The 15,873-nt window shown below is 70.7% G+C and carries 11 protein-coding genes; 3 read left to right on the top strand and 8 right to left on the bottom strand.

What is annotated here, in order from left to right; genetic code table 11:
• Positions 1-44 precede the first annotated feature (44 nt).
• From serA to ACFWFI_RS29800, 6 genes are all read right to left on the bottom strand, one after another.
• Positions 45-1,637 carry a phosphoglycerate dehydrogenase gene (gene serA, locus ACFWFI_RS29825; protein ID WP_387396052.1) on the bottom strand — a complete coding sequence of 531 codons (1,593 nt, stop codon included), beginning with the start codon at positions 1,635-1,637 and terminating at the stop codon, positions 45-47.
• Between the two features lie 300 nt (positions 1,638-1,937).
• Positions 1,938-2,939, bottom strand: coding sequence for a ketol-acid reductoisomerase (gene ilvC, locus ACFWFI_RS29820; protein ID WP_387396050.1), 1,002 nt, complete (start codon positions 2,937-2,939; stop codon positions 1,938-1,940).
• 106 nt (positions 2,940-3,045) lie between these two features.
• On the bottom strand, positions 3,046-3,573 hold the full coding sequence (gene ilvN / locus ACFWFI_RS29815) for an acetolactate synthase small subunit (protein WP_056794595.1): 528 nt from the start codon (positions 3,571-3,573) through the stop codon (positions 3,046-3,048).
• A 22-nt stretch (positions 3,574-3,595) separates the two neighbouring features.
• Positions 3,596-5,452, bottom strand: a complete 1,857-nt coding sequence (locus ACFWFI_RS29810) for an acetolactate synthase large subunit (protein WP_387396046.1) — start codon at positions 5,450-5,452, stop codon at positions 3,596-3,598.
• Between the two features lie 217 nt (positions 5,453-5,669).
• Complete coding sequence (locus tag ACFWFI_RS29805; protein WP_387396044.1) at positions 5,670-8,501, bottom strand: putative bifunctional diguanylate cyclase/phosphodiesterase; 2,832 nt, start codon at positions 8,499-8,501, stop codon at positions 5,670-5,672.
• 267 nt (positions 8,502-8,768) lie between these two features.
• Positions 8,769-9,719, bottom strand: coding sequence for a 2-hydroxyacid dehydrogenase (locus ACFWFI_RS29800; RefSeq protein WP_387396042.1), 951 nt, complete (start codon positions 9,717-9,719; stop codon positions 8,769-8,771).
• Positions 9,720-9,849: 130 nt separating this feature from the next.
• Here ACFWFI_RS29800 and ACFWFI_RS29795 point away from each other — a divergent pair, with 130 nt between their 5' ends.
• The 3 genes from ACFWFI_RS29795 (at position 9,850) to ACFWFI_RS29785 (ending at position 12,528) form a co-directional block, all read left to right on the top strand.
• Positions 9,850-10,806: an aldo/keto reductase gene (locus tag ACFWFI_RS29795; protein ID WP_387396058.1), complete on the top strand. Its 957-nt coding sequence runs from the start codon at positions 9,850-9,852 to the stop codon at positions 10,804-10,806.
• 93 nt (positions 10,807-10,899) lie between these two features.
• On the top strand, positions 10,900-12,081 hold the full coding sequence (locus tag ACFWFI_RS29790; protein WP_387396039.1) for a PQQ-dependent sugar dehydrogenase: 1,182 nt from the start codon (positions 10,900-10,902) through the stop codon (positions 12,079-12,081).
• A gap of 54 nt (positions 12,082-12,135) precedes the next feature.
• Positions 12,136-12,528, top strand: coding sequence for a DUF6191 domain-containing protein (locus ACFWFI_RS29785; RefSeq protein ID WP_387396036.1), 393 nt, complete (start codon positions 12,136-12,138; stop codon positions 12,526-12,528).
• Positions 12,529-12,557: 29 nt separating this feature from the next.
• On the opposite strand, the gene ACFWFI_RS29780 is transcribed toward ACFWFI_RS29785, so the two are convergent.
• Together ACFWFI_RS29780 and ACFWFI_RS29775 are read right to left on the bottom strand one after the other, a co-directional pair.
• Positions 12,558-15,614 carry a helix-turn-helix transcriptional regulator gene (locus ACFWFI_RS29780; protein WP_387396055.1) on the bottom strand — a complete coding sequence of 1,019 codons (3,057 nt, stop codon included), beginning with the start codon at positions 15,612-15,614 and terminating at the stop codon, positions 12,558-12,560.
• Positions 15,615-15,664: 50 nt separating this feature from the next.
• On the bottom strand, positions 15,665-15,873 hold a 209-nt coding region (locus ACFWFI_RS29775), incomplete at its 5' end, for a hypothetical protein (protein ID WP_387396034.1).

The raw sequence follows: 15,873 nt of genomic DNA, 5'->3' as shown, positions 1-15,873 counted from the left end.
GACTTGTCTCTGTCCGCCGGGCGCGGTCGTCGTACTGGACGGGATCAGTCGGTGAGGTTCACCGAACGCGCCGAAGCGGCGCCGATCTCGTCGGCGATCTCGGTGAGGACCGACTGCGGGATGGTGTCGTCGACGGTGAGGACGACCAGCGCCTCGCCGCCCGCGTCCTGGCGCGAGACCTGCATGCCGGCGATGTTCAGACCGGCCTCGCCGAGGATCTTGCCGACGGCGCCGACGACGCCGGGACGGTCCTCGTAGCGCAGGACGACCATGTGGTCGGCGAGCGCCAGGTCGACGTCGTGCTCGCCGATCGCGACGATCTTCTGGAGGTGCTTGGGGCCGGCCAGCGTGCCGGAGACCGCGACCTCCTCGCCGTTCGACAGCGTGCCGCGGACGGTCACCACGTTGCGGTGGTCGGGCGACTCGGAGCTGGTGGTGAGGCGGACCTCGACACCGCGCTCCTGCGCGAAGAGCGGGGCGTTGACGTACGACACGGTCTCGTCGACGACGTCCTCGAAGACGCCCTTGAGCGCGGAGAGTTCGAGCACCTTCACGTCGTGCTGCGTGATCTCGCCGTAGACCTCGACGTCGAGACGGGCCGCGACCTCGCCCGCGAGCGCGGTGAAGATCCGGCCGAGCTTCTCGGCGAGCGGCAGTCCGGGGCGCACGTCCTCGGCGATGACGCCACCCTGGACGTTGACCGCGTCGGGCACGAGCTCACCGGCGAGGGCCAGGCGGACGGACTTGGCGACCGCGATGCCCGCCTTCTCCTGGGCCTCGTCGGTGGAGGCACCGAGGTGCGGGGTGCAGACGACCTGGTCGAACTGGAACAGCGGGGAGTCCGTGCAGGGCTCCTTGGTGTAGACGTCCAGACCGGCGCCGGCGACCCGGCCCTCCTTGAGGGCGGAGGCGAGCGCCTCCTCGTCGACGATGCCGCCCCGCGCGGCGTTGACGATGCGCACCGAGGGCTTCACCTTGTGCAGCGCGTCGTCGCCGATCAGGCCGAGCGTCTCGGGGGTCTTGGGCAGGTGCACCGTGATGAAGTCGGAGACCTCGAGCAGCTCGTCCAGCGTGAGGAGCTTGACGCCCATCTGGGCGGCGCGCGCGGGCTGCACGTAGGGGTCGTACGCGACGATCTTCATACCGAAGGCCGACATGCGCTGCGCGACCAGCACGCCGATGCGGCCGAGGCCGACGACGCCGAGGACCTTCTCGCTGAGCTCGACGCCCGTGTACTTGGAGCGCTTCCACTCGCCGTTCTTCAGGGCGGTGTTGGCCTGCGGGATGTTGCGCGCGGTGGCGACGAGCAGACCGCAGGCCAGCTCGGCGGCGGTGACGATGTTGGACGTCGGCGCGTTGACGACCATCACACCGGCCTTGGTGGCCGAGGAGACGTCGACGTTGTCCAGACCGACGCCCGCGCGGGCGACGACCTTGAGCTGCTTCGCCGCGGCGATGGCCTCGGCGTCGACCTTGGTGGCGGAGCGCACCAGGATCGCGTCGACGCCGACGATCGCGGGGAGGAGTTCGGCGCGGTCCGCGCCGTTGCAGTGCCGGATCTCGAAATCCGGACCCAGAGCGTCAACCGTGGCGGGCGACAGCTCTTCGGCGATGAGTACGACAGGTTTCGAGCTCACGTGTGTCCTCACAAGTCCAGTGCGGACGGCCGTCCCGACGGCCGCAGGCGGTGGAGGGGCTAGCCGCGTGGAAGACGCACGACACTGTGGGCCCTGACGCGTGTATGTGTTGAGAAGTGTAGTCATGCGGCCGGGCGCCGACTGCGCCCCGGTGGAAGGATCACCCGCACGGGGTGGACGGTCTGTACAGACGTACGGTGCCGACTCCCTGCCACCCACCTCTCCCCGCAGTGACACGGGGTGTGAGGCCGGCCATGTGCCGGGGGGCAGGCCCGTGCGGACCTGCCCCCCGGCGAGAACTCAGGCGTCCTCGTTGTCGACCCAGCTCATGAGCTTGCGGAGCTCCTTGCCGGTGGTCTCCAGCAGGGACTCGCTGTCGGCCTTCTTGTACTCGTTGTACTTGGGCAGACCGTTGTGGTACTCGGCCATCCACGCCTTGGCGAAGGTGCCGTCCTGGATCTCGGCGAGGACCTTCTTCATCTCGGCCTTGGTGTCGGCCGTGATGATGCGCGGGCCGGTGACGTAGTCGCCCCACTCGGCGGTCTCCGAGATGGACCAGCGCATCTTCTCCAGGCCGCCCTCGTACATGAGGTCCACAATGAGCTTCAGCTCGTGGAGGCACTCGAAGTACGCGATCTCCGGCTGGTAGCCGGCCTCGGTCAGCGTCTCGAAACCGGCCTTGACCAGGGCGGCGGTGCCACCGCAGAGGACGGCCTGCTCACCGAACAGGTCGGTCTCGGTCTCCTCGGTGAAGGTCGTCTTGATGACGCCGGCGCGGGTGCCGCCGATGCCCTTCGCGTAGCTGAGGGCGAGCTCCAGGCCCTTGCCGGTGGCGTCCTGCTCGACGGCCACGATGCACGGGACGCCGCGGCCTTCCTCGTACTGGCGGCGGACGAGGTGGCCCGGGCCCTTCGGGGCGACCATGCAGACGTCGACGTTGGCCGGCGGCTTGATGAAGTCGAAGCGGATGTTCAGGCCGTGGCCGAAGAACAGCGCGTCGCCGTCCTTGAGGTTGTCCTTGACGGACTCCTCGTAGACCTGGGCCTGGATCGGGTCCGGAACGAGGATCATGATGACGTCGGCCTCGGCCGCGGCCTCGGACGGGGTCACCACGCGCAGGCCCTGCTCCTCGGCCTTGGCCTTGGACTTCGAACCCTCGTGCAGACCGACACGGACGTCGACACCCGAGTCACGCAGCGACAGCGCGTGGGCGTGCCCCTGGCTGCCGTAACCAAGGACCGCGACCTTACGGCCCTGGATGATGGACAGGTCGGCATCGTCGTCGTAGAACAGCTCGGCCACTGGGTCTTCTCCTTGGTGTGCAGGTGTTGCGTCCCACCGTACGGCGGGGTGCGTCGGATACGTTGCCGGGTCTCGCCATACGAGCGGCGAGGCGGCCCGTGAGGGGTTACGCCGTACGGTCGAGTGCGCGCAGAGAACGGTCGGTGATCGAGCGCGCGCCGCGCCCTATGGCGATGGTGCCGGACTGGACGAGTTCCTTGATGCCGAACTGCTCGAGCATCTTGAGCATGGCCTCCAGCTTGTCGGCGCCCCCGGTCGCCTCGATCGTGACGGCCTCCGGAGAGACGTCCACGGTCTTGGCGCGGAACAGCTGGACGATCTCGACGATCTGGGAGCGGGTCTCGTTGTCGGCGCGGACCTTCACCAGGACGAGCTCCCGCTGGATCGCTGCGGAGGGCTCGAGTTCGACGATCTTCAGGACGTTGACCAGCTTGTTGAGCTGCTTGGTCACCTGCTCCAGGGGCAGGCCCTCGACATTCACGACAATGGTGATGCGTGAGATGTCGGGATGTTCGGTGGTACCGACCGCGAGCGAGTCGATGTTGAAGCCGCGCCGGGAGAACAGGGCCGTGATCCGGGCGAGGACACCGGGCTTGTTCTCGACCAGGACGGAGAGTGTGTGCTTACTGGACATGGAGTCGGTCTCTCTCTGTCTCTCAGTCGTCTTCGTTGTCGCCGAAGTCGGGGCGGACTCCGCGCGCTGCCATGACCTCGTCGTTGGAGGTGCCGGCGGCGACCATCGGCCACACCATGGCGTCCTCGTGGACGATGAAGTCGATGACGACCGGGCGGTCGTTGATCGCGTTGGCCTCGGCGATGGCCTTGTCCAGGTCGGCCGGGTCCTCGCAGCGGATCGCGTAGCAGCCCATGGCCTCGGACAGCTTGACGAAGTCCGGCACGCGCGTGCCCTTGGCGGGGACGCCGTCCGTGTCCGCGCCGGAGTGCAGCACGGTGTTGGAGTACCGCTGGTTGTAGAACAGGGTCTGCCACTGGCGGACCATCCCGAGGGCGCCGTTGTTGATGATCGCGACCTTGATCGGGATGTTGTTGAGCGCGCAGGTGGTGAGTTCCTGGTTGGTCATCTGGAAACAGCCGTCGCCGTCGATCGCCCAGACCGCACGCTCGGGCATGCCCGCCTTGGCGCCCATCGCGGCCGGGACCGCGTATCCCATGGTCCCGGCGCCACCGGAGTTGAGCCAGGTGGCGGGCTGCTCGTACTGGATGAAGTGCGAGGCCCACATCTGGTGCTGGCCGACGCCCGCCGCGAAGATCGTGCCCTCGGGGGCGAGTTCGCCGATGCGCTGGATGACCTGCTGCGGCGAGAGGCTGCCGTCGTCCGGCAGGTCGTAGCCGACCGGGTAGGTGTCGCGCCAGCGGTTGAGGTCCTTCCACCAGGCCGCGTAGTCACCGGTGTTGCCCTCGGTGTGCTCGGCCTGGACCGCCTGGACGAGGTCGGCGATGACCTCGCGGGCGTCGCCGACGATCGGGACGTCGGCGGCGCGGTTCTTGCCGATCTCCGCCGGGTCGATGTCCGCGTGGACGATCTTGGCGTACGGGGCGAAGCTGTCCAGCTTGCCGGTGACGCGGTCGTCGAACCTGGCCCCGAGCGCGACGATCAGGTCGGCCTTCTGCAGCGCGGTGACGGCGGTGACCGAACCGTGCATGCCGGGCATTCCCACGTGCAGCGGGTGGCTGTCGGGGAAGGAGCCGAGCGCCATCAGGGTGGTGGTGACGGGCGCTCCGGTGAGCTCTGCCAGGACCTTCAGCTCGGCGGTGGCGCCGGCCTTCATGACGCCGCCGCCGACGTAGAGCACGGGGCGCTTGGCCTGGGTGATGAGCTTGGCGGCCTCGCGGATCTGCTTGGCGTGCGGCTTGGTGACCGGGCGGTAGCCGGGCAGGTCCATCGTCGGCGGCCAGCTGAAGGTCGTCTTCGCCTGCAGCGCGTCCTTGGCGATGTCGACGAGGACCGGCCCCGGGCGGCCGGTGGAGGCGATGTGGAAGGCCTCGGCGATCGTGTGAGCGATGTCCTCGGCGCGGGTGACCAGGAAGTTGTGCTTCGTGATCGGCATCGTGATGCCGCAGATGTCGGCTTCCTGGAAGGCGTCCGTGCCGATGGCCGCCGAGGCCACCTGACCGGTGATCGCGACCATGGGCACCGAGTCCATGGCCGCGTCGGCGATCGGGGTGACCAGGTTGGTCGCACCGGGACCCGAGGTGACCATGCAGACACCGACCTTGCCGGTGGCCTGCGCGTAACCGGTGGCGGCGTGACCGGCACCCTGCTCGTGGCGGACCAGGATGTGGCGGACCCGGGTGGAGTCCATCAGCGGGTCGTACGCCGGAAGGATGCAGCCGCCGGGGAGACCGAATACGGTGTCGGCGCCGACTTCCTCGAGAGAACGGATGAGGGACTGCGCGCCCGTGAGGTGCTCAACGGAGGCGGAGGACGGTCCGCCGTTACGGGCCCGCGGCTGCGGGTGCTGGGCCCCGGTGGCCTGCTCGGTCATCGGCATTCTCTTCTCGAAGCTGAGGGTTTATGCGGTGTTTTTGCGGGGTTTTGAGAGGTCCCGGTGCAACAAAAAACCCCTCGTGCCGTGAGGCAAGCGAGGGGAGCGCGCCGGTGCGGTCTGCAAGGTGTCCATGAGTGACCCTGCTTCAGCCGACGCGCTTTCCAAGTACGAGAATTCGGGTGCGCATGGCATTGACCCTCTCTCCGGCACGCGCACGGTGTCAAGTGGGTGGGACGGGAGTCTCATCATGTGAGCGGCTCTGGAGCGGGATCGCGCCACCCGCGAGCACCGGCTGAGCGGCCGGTCCGATGCCCGGGACGGGATACTTCCCCCGGATCAGGGTGCGCCGCAGCCGGTACTCGTCCAACGGCCCGGCGAAGGCCATCCCCTGACCGTGGGTGCACCCCATGGCGCGCAGTGCGCGCACCTGCTCGGGCACGTCCACCCCGTCGGCCACGGACTGCATGCCGAGATCTCCGGCGATGCGCAGCAGCCCACTGGTGATCTTGTGCAGCCTCGCCGACTCGACGACGCCCTCCACCAGGCACCGGTCCAGCTTCAGCACGTCGATGGGGAGCCGGCGCAGCGCGTTGACCGCGGCGTACCCGCTGCCGAAGCCGTCGAGCGCGATCCGGACGCCCAGCCGGCGCAGCGCGACCAGCCGCCGTTCCAGCTCGTCGAAGGAGATCCGTGGGTCGCTGTCGGCCACTTCGATCATCAGGGCACCGGAAGGCAGCCCGTGCCGGGTCAGGAGCGCCTCGACAGAACCCGGAGGCAGGGCCCGGTCCAGGAGCCGGGCGGCCGACACCCGCACGGAGACGGAGACCGGGTGTCCCGCCCTGGACCGGTCTGCGGCCTGCTCGACGGCCTCCTCCAGCAGCCAGGTGCCGAGCTCGGCGGCGCGCTCGCTGTCCTCGGAGACGCGGAGGAATTCGGCGGGGGTGAACAGGATGCCCTGTGCGGAGCGCCAGCGGGCCTGGGCGGCGACGGCCGCGACCGTACCGCTGGCCAGGTGGACGACCGGCTGGTGGAGCAGGGCGAATTCGCCGTCGCGCAGGGCCGTGCGAAGCCGCGCCGCGAGCTCGGACCGGCGCACGACGTCCGCCTGCATCTGGGGGGCGTACAGCTCGACCCGGTCCTTGCCGCCCGCCTTCGCCCGGTACATGGCGAGGTCGGCGTTGCGCATGAGGTCCTTGGGCGTGATGGAGGGCTCGGCGAAGGCGACCCCGATGGAGGCTGCCACCCGGACCTCGGCGGTGCCGATCCGGTAGGGCTGGGACAGTCTGAGGCGAAGCCGGTCGGCGATCTCGTGGACCTGGTACTCCCTGGCGGCCTGGTCGCGGGTTCCGTCGCCGACGATCAGCGCGGCGAACTCGTCGCCCCCCAGGCGTGCCGCGGTGTCCGAGGTGCGTACGGACTCCTGGAGGCGGCGTGCGGCCTGGACGAGGAGCTCGTCGCCCGCCTGATGGCCGATGGAATCGTTGACCGCCTTGAAGCCGTCGAGGTCGATGAAGAGCACCGCGGTGCCCGGATCCCCGGCCCGCCGGCCTCCGAGCGCCTGGCCGACCCGGGTGGTGAAGAGAGCGCGGTTGGGCAGGTCTGTGAGGTGGTCGTGCTCGGCGTTGTGCTGGAGCTGCGCCTGCAGCCTGACCCGCTCGGTCACATCGCGGCTGTTGAGCAGCAGGCCACCCTGGTGGCGGTTGACGGTGGACTCGACGTGGAGCCAGTCCCCCGTGCCCGATCCGAAGCGGCACTCGATCCGGGTGGTGGGCTCCTCGCGGGGCGGCGCGGCGAGGAAGCGCCGCAACTCGTGGACCACTCGCCCGAGGTCGTCGGGATGGATGATCGACGCCAGCTCCGCACCGACGAGGTCCTCGGCGTCACGCCGGTAGACCCCGGCCGCCGCGGGACTGACGTAGCGCAGCACGCCGCTCGGCTCGGCGATCATGATGACGTCGCTGGAACCCTGCACCAGGGAGCGGAAGTGGTTCTCCTTCTGGGCCAGTTCCTGGGTCAGCGCGATGTTGTCGAGGAGCATGATGGCCTGCCGGAGGACCAGGGCGAGCACGACCGTGCAGCCGGTGAGGACCACCACCCGGTCGACCCTGCGGCCCTCCACCACGTTGTACAGGATGCCGAGGGTGCAGACCGCCGCGGCGAGATACGGCGTGAGCGCGGCGAGGGACCCGGCGATCGGGCGGCTCGCGGCACGCGGCTCCGGGCAGGAGGCTTCGACAGCGTTGTCTCGGCCGCGGTGGGCACCCCAGGGTGCGTACGCGAGGATCAGGGAACCGGCGAACCAGCCCGCGTCCAGCAGCTGGCCCGAGTGGTACGCCGAGCGCAGCAGCGGGGCCGTGAACAGGGCGTCGCACAGCACGGTCAGGGCGAGGCCGGCGACGGCGGTGTTCACCGCCGAGCGGTTCATGTTGACCCGCCGGAAGTGCAGCGCGAGGACCATGGAGACCAGCACGATGTCGAGCAGCGGGTAGGCCAGCGAGAGCGCCGCCCTGGCCACGCTCTCACCCTCGGCGTTCGCGACCTGGGCGGTGTGGGCCAGCGCGAGGCTCCAGGAGAGCGTCAGCAGGGACCCTCCGATCAGCCAGGCGTCCAGCACCAGGCAGACCCAGCCCGCCCGCGTCACGGGCCGCTTGGCCAGGACGAGGAGCCCGACGATGGCGGGCGGAGCGAAGCAGAGGAAGAAGAGGTCCGCGAGGGAGGGGGTGGGCACCGGGCGCCCCTGCACCACCTCGTACCACCCCCAGACCGCGTTGCCTCCGGCCGCCATGGCCGAGGAGAGCGAGAAGAGGAGCCAAGCGGGCCGGAACCGGCCGCCGCCGGCGCGGGCGTAGAGGAAACAGGACACCGCGGCGACCAGGGCGGCGATACTGAGGCCGAAGTCGCCCATGAACAGGGCGACTCCGGGCGACCCCCAGCCGAACGCGGCCCCCACCGCGTATCCGGCGCAGACGGCGGCGAGGACGAGCTGGGAGCGCAGCCCCACAGTCCGTCCGGAGGACGGCTGTCGGGAGAGCAGGGCCCCGAGGGCGCTCACCGGAGAGCCCCGCGGGCAGGCCCTGGTGCCCTCGCTGCCGCCGGCCTCTCATGCCCGCCCCGCCGCGTCGGTTCGTCTCTCCACTGGCCGAACATCGCCCGTCGCCCCCTCGCGATCCGCTTTCTCCCCGGCGCCGTCCCTTCCACGGCGCAGCCCTCTTGTGGACGATACACCAGAGCCGTCACTCAGGGACATAGCTTCTCTACTCTCCGTGACGACCAGGGGTGTTGTGGGTACACGGCGCGGCCGCACCGATCCGGAGCGTGGTCAGCCGGTCGTGAGGACGAGGTTCTCGACCGGCTGCCCCGCGGCGAACCGGGTGAGCTGTCCGGCCAGCAGACGCTTGGCACGGGGCAGGAACGCGGAGGTGCTGCCGCCCACATGGGGGGTGATCAGTGTGTGGGGAGCATGCCAGAGAGGGTGACCGGCGGGCAGAGGTTCGGGGTCGGTCACGTCGAGCGCCGCCCGCAGTCGCCCGGACTCGAGTTCGGACAGCAGGGCCGCGGTGTCGACGACGGCGCCCCGCGCGACGTTCACGAGCAGTGCGCCGTCCCGCATCGCGGCGAGGAAGCCGGGGCCCACCAGCCCCTGCGTGGAAGGGTTCAGCGGAGTGGACAGAATGACGATGTCGGCCTCGGGGAGCAGAGTCGGAAGCTCCTCGATCGCGTGTACGGGACCGCGCGCGGTTGCCCGTGCGGAGCGCGCGACGCGTACCACCCGCGCGCACTCGAAGGGTTCGAGCCGGTCCTCGATGGCCGCGCCGATCGATCCGTAGCCCACCACGAGGACGGACTTGTCGGCGAGCGCCGGATAGAAGCCGGACCGCCACTCCTCCTTGTCCTGGCCGTGCACGAAACCGGGAAACCCGCGGAGCGAGGCCAGGATCAGCGCGAGTGCGAGCTCGGCCGTCGAGGCCTCGTGCACGCCCTTGGCGTTGCACAGCCGCACTCCGGCGGGCAGCAGACCGAGCCCCGGCTGCACGTGGTCTATGCCCGCGGAGAGGGTCTGGACGACCTGGACCGTGTGCATCCCCTTCAGCGGACGGACCGCGACCTCCGGGCCCTTCATGTACGGAACGACATAGAACGCGCAGTCGGAGGGATCCGCCGGGTAGTCCCGGCCACCGTCCCAGAAACGGTAGTTGAGACCCTCGGGGAGGCCTTCGATCTCATCGGCGGCGAAGGGCAGCCATACGTCGGTGCCGGATGTAGAAGTCATGGTCAGGAGGCTATGCGAAGGGCGCGGAACCGCAGAGGTTACTTTGGGGTGCTGGTGGTCCCGTGATCACGGGACCGAGGGAGGGTTCGGGGAGTTGGAGCGCAGGACTATCGGTGCGGCGGCGCTCGCCGTGGGTGCGGTCGGGCTGGGCTGTATGCCGATGAGCTGGGCCTACAACACGTCGCAGCAGCGCGGTGACCGCTCGGTGCGAACCGTGCACGCCGCGCTGGACGCCGGCGTCCAGCTGCTCGACACCGCCGACATGTACGGGCCCTTCACCAACGAGCTGCTCGTCGGACGGGCGCTCAAGGGCCGCCGGTCCGAAGCCTTCCTCTCCACCAAGTGCGGTCTGCTCGTGGGCGATCAGCACATCGTGGCCAACGGGCGTCCCGGCTATGTGCGCCGGGCCTGTGACGCCTCGCTGCGACGGCTCCAGACCGATGTGATCGATCTCTACCAGCTGCACCGGGCGGATCCCGAGGTGCCGGTCGAAGAGACCTGGGGTGCGATGGCGGACCTGGTGACCGCGGGCAAGGTGCGGGCACTCGGACTGTGCGCGGTGGGTGCCAGGGCCGGCCGGGGGCCGGGGGCGCGGATGCACGACGGGACCATCCGGCAGCTGGAGCGGATGCAGCAGGTCTTTCCCGTCAGCGCGGTCCAGGCGGAGCTCTCCGTGTGGTCGCCCCAGGCGCTGGAGGACCTGCTGCCGTGGTGCGCGGCCCGGGGCGTGGGTGTGCTGGCGGCGATGCCGCTGGGCAACGGCTATCTCACGGGGACGCTCAAGCCCGGCCAGGGCTTCGAGCCGGATGATCCGCGGGCCAGGCACCCCCGTTTCACCGCGGAGATGATGGCGGCCAACCAGCCTGTGGTGGCGGGGCTCCGCAGGATCGCGGAGCGGCACGGGGCCACCCCGGCGCAGGTGGCTCTGGCGTGGGTCCTGAGGCAGGGCCGCCATGTGGTGCCAGTCCCCGGCGCGAAGCGGGAGGAGTGGGCCGTGGAGAACGCGGGAGCGGCGGGACTGGCGCTCACGGACGGGGATCTGGCCGAGATAGCCGGGCTGCCGCGGGCCCGTGGGTCGTGGGACTGACTCCGTCGCGGGAGAATTGGCGAAGATCGGGAACCCGGGACGGAGCAGCGGTGTAAGAACAGTAGTCGTGCGACCGTCGAAAGGATCGGTGCTGTGCAAACTCCCGTGCTGCGCAAGGGGGTAGTGGCCCTGCTCGCCTCGGCCTCCCTCCTGCTGTCCGCCTGCTCGTCCGACGACGGCCCGGCAGCCGGTGAGGGCTCCTCCTCCCCCCGTGCGAGCCCCACGTCCGCGCCCCCGGCCTCGGCGAGCCCGTCGGCGGACCTGCCTCCGGCCAAGGGCTCGGTCGAAGTGGTCAAGACGCTCACGGACGGCCTCGCGTCTCCCTGGGGCCTCGCCGCACTGCCCGGGGGCGATCTGCTGGTCGCCTCGCGTGACGAAGCGACGATCACCCGGATCGACGGGGAGAGCGGCAGGAAGACCCTGCTGGGCTCGGTGCCGGGGGTCGCGCCGGCGGGCGAGGGTGGCCTGCTCGGCCTTGCCGTCGCCCCGACCTACGGCGCGGACCATCTGATCTACGCGTACTTCACCACCGAGTCGGACAACCGCATCGCCCGCCTTCAGTACGACGAGAAGAAACCCGCCGGACAGCAGCTGGGAGCCCCGGACACCATCCTGCGGGGCATCCCGAAGGGCTCCATCCACAACGGCGGGCGGATCGCGTTCGGTCCCGACCGCATGCTGTACGCGGGCACGGGCGAGACGGGTGACACGGGTCTCGCCCAGGACAAGTCGTCCCCCTCGGGCAAGATCCTGCGGATGACGCCGGACGGCGAGCCGGTGCACGGCAATCCCGAGGGCGACTCGCTGGTCTATTCGTACGGGCACCGCAATGTGCAGGGTCTGGCCTGGGACAGCGGGAAGCGGCTCTGGGCGTCGGAATTCGGCCAGAACACCTGGGACGAGCTGAATCTGATCGAGCCGGGCAAGAATTACGGCTGGCCCGATATCGAGGGCAAGGAGGGGGGCTCGGGGTTCGTCGATCCGGTGGCCCAGTGGAAGACCTCCGAGGCTTCGCCGAGCGGCATCGCATACGCCGAGGGATCGATCTGGATGGCAGGGCTGCGGGGCGAGCGGCTCTGGCGGATCCCCCTGTCCGGCAAGGCGGACGGGGAACCGTCGGCCGACCCCCAGGCGTTCCTGGAAGGGAAGTACGGCCGGCTGCGCACGGTGCTCGCCGCGGGTGGCGACAAGCTCTGGCTGGTCACGAGCAATACGGACGGCCGTGGCACCGCGAAGTCGGGCGACGACCGGATCCTGCTTCTGAAGGTCCGGTAGCCGGCGGGCGGAGCCCGTCAGGACCGGCCGGCCGCATCCGGGCCGGCGGGCGGGATGTCGGAGGGAGCACAGCAGGTGTTCAACTTCTTCGAGGAACTGTTCGCGCCGGGCCGTAAGCACACGGTCGAGGAGCAGAAGCGGCTGGATCTGAGCCGGACGGACGTGGGTACAGGCGACCCGGCGCGGGGCCCGATAGACCTCGCCTCCGGCAAGGTGACCCTCCGCAGCCCATCGCCCGGGGCAGGCCGGCCCGGTGGCACGGACCCCGGCGACGACCGGACCGACCGCACCACCTCCGAGAGCTCCCCTCCCGACGGAGACCGGCCCGAGGGCACTCCTGCCGAGGACTGCCAGCAGGATCGCGACCGGCCCGGGGACGACAAGGAGGATCGCGACCGGCCCGAGGGCGGCCGGGCACGGCCGGATTCGAGTGGGCCCGGCAGTTGAGACCGGCGGGCCCGGGGCCCGGCCCGGTCTCACCCCACCGAGTACAGCCGGAAACGGTGCGCCAGCGCTGCCGCCTCGCCGCGGCTGGAGACACTCAGCTTGGCCAGGATGTTGGAGACGTGCACGCTGGCGGTCTTCGGCGAGATGTACAGCTCCTCCGCGATCCGGCGGTTGGTGTATCCCGCCGCGACCAGCCGGTGCACCTCCTGTTCCCGCGAGGTCAGCCCGAACGACTCGATCGCGTCCACCGTCGGGACGGGCTCGGCCGGCTGAGCGCCTTCGTCCTCGCCCGCACCGCCCGGACTGCCCGGACCGACGAGCGTGATGCGGCCCCGGCCGGCCAGCAGCTCGATGCTCTCCACGAGCGGCAGCGCGCCGAGCCGTAGCGCCACCGCATGGGCTTCGCGCAGGAGCCCTGCCGCCGGCGTCCGGTCGCCGGAGGCGGCCAGTATCGCCTCCGCCCAGCGGTGGCGGATCTGGGCCAGCTCGTAGGGGCGCTGGAGCGGGGCGAAGGCCGTGGCGGCCCGGCACCAGTGGTCCGGGGTGTCCGCCCCTTCCGCCCGGGCCAGTTCCGCCTCGATCAGCACACCGTAGGCGGCCCAGACGGGCACCAGCATCGGCAGCCGCTTGAGGTGGCCCCTGATCCGCTCCAGGATCGCCGGCCGCCCGGGATCCGTGGCGGGCAGCCCGCGTGCGTCGGCCTCGATCGCGGCGGCGGCGTGGAGCAGCGGCAGGGCGTACTGCTGGGTTCCCGGTGGCAGGCCGGTGTCGGACTGTGCCTCGAACATCGCCCGCGCCTCGGGGAGCCTGCCCTGTTGGGCCGCGAGGCCCATGGCATGCCGGACGGGGCAGATCAGGTGCTGCGGCTGCGGGTCGTGGAGGCCGAGATGGCGGCGGTTCAGGGCCAGTTGTTCTGCGGCCTCCTCGAAGTCGCCGCGGGCCAGGGCAAGATCCGCGCGGCGGGCGGCCACGAGCCCGTTCGACTTGCGGGACCGGGCCAGCGGGGCCGCCGCGTCCGCCGCCGCCCGGCTCTCGTCCCAGTGCCCCAGTGAGAAGTACGACTGGGCCTGGTTGGCCCGTACCCAGGCCTCGGACTCGGGGAGACCGTGGCCGTGGCAGATCTCGATGCCGTGGTCGGCGGCCGCCACCGCCTCCAGCGAACGGCCGGTGGACTCGAGCGAGGAGGGCAGATTGATGGCGGCGCGACTCATGACGCCCACCAGGTGCAGTTCCTCGGACCGTTCCCGGACGGCGTACATCTCGGCGAGGCCCTCCTCGACGTCACCCGCGTCGATGGTGAGCCAGCCCCGGGTGAGTCTGGCGTGCAGCTCGATGGACTCCTCGCCGACCAGCCGGGCATACTCCACGGCCCGGTCGGCGGCGACCAGGGTCTCGGGTCCCGGCCTGTGCAGGGCGCCCCAGCTCGCGACGGAAGCCAGGACATCGGCGTGCACGGCGGAGGGCTGCAGACCCCGCACCAGGTCCTCGGCAGTGGCCAGTTCCTGCCAGCCGTCTCCCCGGGAGAGGCTCTGCATCAGCAGGGAGCGCTGCACCCAGAACCACGCCGCGCGCAGCGGGTCCCTGTCTCCGTCGAGGATGCGCAGGGCCTTCTTCGCTATGGCCAGGGACCGTTCGCGGTCTCCGCCGAAGCGGGCGGCCACCGTGGCCTCGGCCATCAGGTCGAGGTAGCGGAGCGGATTCGCCCCCGGTTCGCAGCCGCACCCCGGGTAGGCCTCGGCATGGTCGAGCGGCCGCAGGGTCGCGCGCACGGCGTCGGGGACGTCGTCCCAGAGCTCCATGGCCCTTTCCAGGAGCCTGAGTTGCTCGCTGTACGCGTAGCGGCGCCTGGCTTCCACCGCTGCCTGGAGCACGGCGGGCAGCGCCTTGACCGCGTCGTGCGCGGCGTACCAGTAGCTGGCGAGGCGTGCGGCGCGCTCATCGGTGCGTACGAGCCACGGGTCGTTCTCCAGCGCTTCGGCGTAGCGGCGGTTGAGGCGCGTGCGTTCACCGGGCAGCAGGTCGTCGCTGACGGCCTCGCGGACCAGGGAGTGCCGGAAGCGGTAGCCGTCGGTGTCGAGGGAGGGCAGCAGGAGGTTGGCGCCGACCGCCGCCCGCAGCCCTGCGTCGAGGTCGTCCTCGCTGAGGCCGGCGACGGCGGCCAGGAGCGGGTGCTCGACGGTGGAGCCGCCCTCGGCGATGATCCGGGCGATCCGCTGTGCGTCCTCGGGCAGCGCCTCGACGCGTACGAGGAGGAGGTCGCGCAGGGAGTCCGAGAGCCCGGAGCTGTCACCGCAGCTCTCCACGGTGCAGGCGAGCTCCTCGACGAAGAATGCGTTGCCGTCGGAGCGGTCGAAGATGTCGTCGACCAGCGCGGCGTCGGGGACGGTCGCGAGGATCCCGGTGAGCTGCCGGCCGACCTCCGCGCGGCTGAAGCGGTCGAGCTCGATACGGCGGACCGTGCGGAGCCGGTCCAGCTCGGCGATGAGCGGGCGCAGGGGGTGGCGGCGGTGGACGTCGTCGGCGCGGTACGTACCGATCACGACGAGGCGGCCGCTGCGCAGTGTCCGGAAGAGGTAGGCGAGCAGATGGCGTGTGGAGGCGTCGGCCCAGTGCAGGTCCTCCAGGACGAGGACGACCGTGCGGGTCGCGGAGATGCGTTCCAGCAGCCGGGCGGCGAGTTCGAAGAGCCGGGCTGTGCCGTGCTCGTCGTTCGGCGACCGGTCGGCCTCGCCCAGCTCGGGCAGCAGCCGCGCGAGCTCGCCCTCCTGCCCGGCCAGCGCCTCGGTCAGCTCCTCCGGCAGCGCTCGGCGCAGGGCACGGAGCGCCGTGGCGAACGGGGCGTAGGGCAGACCGTCGGCCCCGATCTCCACGCATCCGCCGACGGCCACGACGGCCTCACGGCGGCAGGCCACCGTGATGAACTCCTCGATCAGCCTGGTCTTGCCGACACCCGCTTCGCCGCCGAGGAGCAGGGCCTGCGGCTCTCCGGCAGCGGCGCGGGCGAGCGTGTCGGTGAGCGCGGCGAGTTCACCGGCTCGGCCGACGAAGACGGGGCTGACGGTGTTGGTCTCCACGTCGCTGAGCATCGCATACACGTGCGACACCGCGGCGGCCGATTTACGCGGGACGTCCATCGCTACGCGGCACGGACGAACCAGCTCCGGTTCTTTCCCACCCGCCCTCCGGTGTCGTGCCGTTCTGCGCGGCGGGCGAGCGCCGCCTGGCGGACGGTGCGCTGCTTGTCGGCCCTGCGGATCAGCTCGGCGACGTTGAGCTGGTGCAGTTCGTACTCGTACATGGTCTTCTCCCTGGTGAGTAACGAGAGTGGGGGCACGGCTTCTTGCC

Origin of the sequence: Streptomyces sp. NPDC060209 (assembly GCF_042728155.1) — a bacterium.
Taxonomy (GTDB): Bacteria; Actinomycetota; Actinomycetes; order Streptomycetales; family Streptomycetaceae; genus Streptomyces.
The sequence above is the reverse complement of the archived record's forward strand: the minus strand, read 5'-3'. Positions and strand labels throughout refer to the sequence as shown.